This window comes from Borrelia sp. A-FGy1 (genome assembly GCF_014084025.1).
Lineage (GTDB): Bacteria > Spirochaetota > Spirochaetia > Borreliales > Borreliaceae > Borrelia.
Window position 1 is genome coordinate 1 of the sequence record NZ_CP043715.1, and the last position, 1,423, is coordinate 1,423.

The following is a 1,423-nucleotide window of genomic DNA, read 5'->3' on the forward strand; positions in this document are numbered from 1 at the left end:
TTAGTACAACTCCTTCATAAAACAGTAAGCTTTAAACAGAACGCAAGAAAACTCAAAACTACATGAAAACCCTATCCTTCTCTATTTTAGATTTTAACATCAAAACAATAGCCAAACCAATAAAATCAATAAAAATGCTGTTGTGCTTTCCTAAAATACTTACAGCTACGCTCTCGCTTGACATTTCAAATAAAAATACAAAATTATTATATATACTACCGTTCATTTCTTCCATTACTACTTGTTTTTGATTATACTCACATTCAAAACCAAACACAAAATAAAAAATAAAACAAACTAAGCAAAATCCTGCTTTTTTATTCATTAAAATCATAATCAGATAATCAAAAACCATAACTACAAACTACCCTTATATAAATTATAGACCATATTTGAGATTTTACAAATAAAAGGACAGAAAATAAGTTTCTGCCCTTTTTATTTCTATTTCTAGATTATTATTATTTTTATATCTTATCTATATTTACCTTTCTATTCCTGTTCTATACCTGTATCTATACTTAGTCATAAGTTTTTCCATGTTGTTATGCTGCTTTTGCTGCTTCTACTGCTTTGTTTTCTGTTGTTACGCCTTTGCCTTCTCTTGCGTCGTCTATTGCTTTCTTTACTTTTTTTAGTATCGTACCTGCTGTCTTTTTAATAATATCCTCTATTGCTCCTAGTAGCTTTCCACTTGCGTTAAGGCCTACTGCTTGTGCTGCTGTGTTGTCGTCTGCTGTGCTTTTGTGTGCTAGCTTTCCGTTTTTAAGTAAGGATCTTAGGGCTATTCCTCCTGTTACTGCTGCTGCTTTTGCGTTTGCTGCTTCTTTTACATGGGCTTCATTGCCACCTTTAGCGAAAGATACTGCTGTTGTTTCTGCTGTTGCGGCTCCTGTTAGCGCTGCGTCGTTGTCTTTACTAGCTAGTACTGCTGCTAGTGTTTCTTCTCCTGTTACTTTTGTTAGTATTGCTAAGGCTTTGCTTGCATCTCCTGCTGCTAGTCCGTTGTCGCCGCCGCTATCTGTTGCTAGTATTTTAGCCCCGTCTTTGTCGGTGCCTCCTACTGTTGCACCGCTTGCTTCTGCTAGTTTAATGTCTTGCTTTGCTGCTACGTCCTTGATTTTATTTAGTGCGGCTACTGCTGTCTTTATTGCACTGCCGTCTGGTTGGACTCCGTTCTGTGCTGCTTCAGCTACGCTCTCGCTGCCGCCTTCAAAGGCTTTTGACAGATCTTCTGTTGCTTTTGCTAGTTCTGACAGTGCTTTTTCCGCTTCTGCTACTGTTGCTGCTGCCTCTTGTCCTTTTTCCAATCCTTTTATGTGCTCTGTTAGTTCCTTCGACTGCAGCTCCTTGATTGTTTTTTGTAGTGCCGTAGCTACCTTCTTTAGGTTCTGCCCTACGTCACTCTTTTTGGTGCTGCTTT

Annotated in this window: 2 protein-coding genes; both read right to left on the bottom strand. The window is 38.2% G+C overall.

Going from position 1 to position 1,423, the window contains the following annotated elements:
* Positions 1–58 precede the first annotated feature (58 nt).
* On the bottom strand, positions 59–355 hold the full coding sequence (locus F0310_RS05650; protein WP_182117987.1) for a hypothetical protein: 297 nt from the start codon (positions 353–355) through the stop codon (positions 59–61).
* A gap of 190 nt (positions 356–545) precedes the next feature.
* Positions 546–1,423, bottom strand: an 878-nt coding sequence (locus F0310_RS05655) for a variable large family protein (RefSeq protein ID WP_182117988.1), incomplete at its 5' end; no start/stop codon positions are given.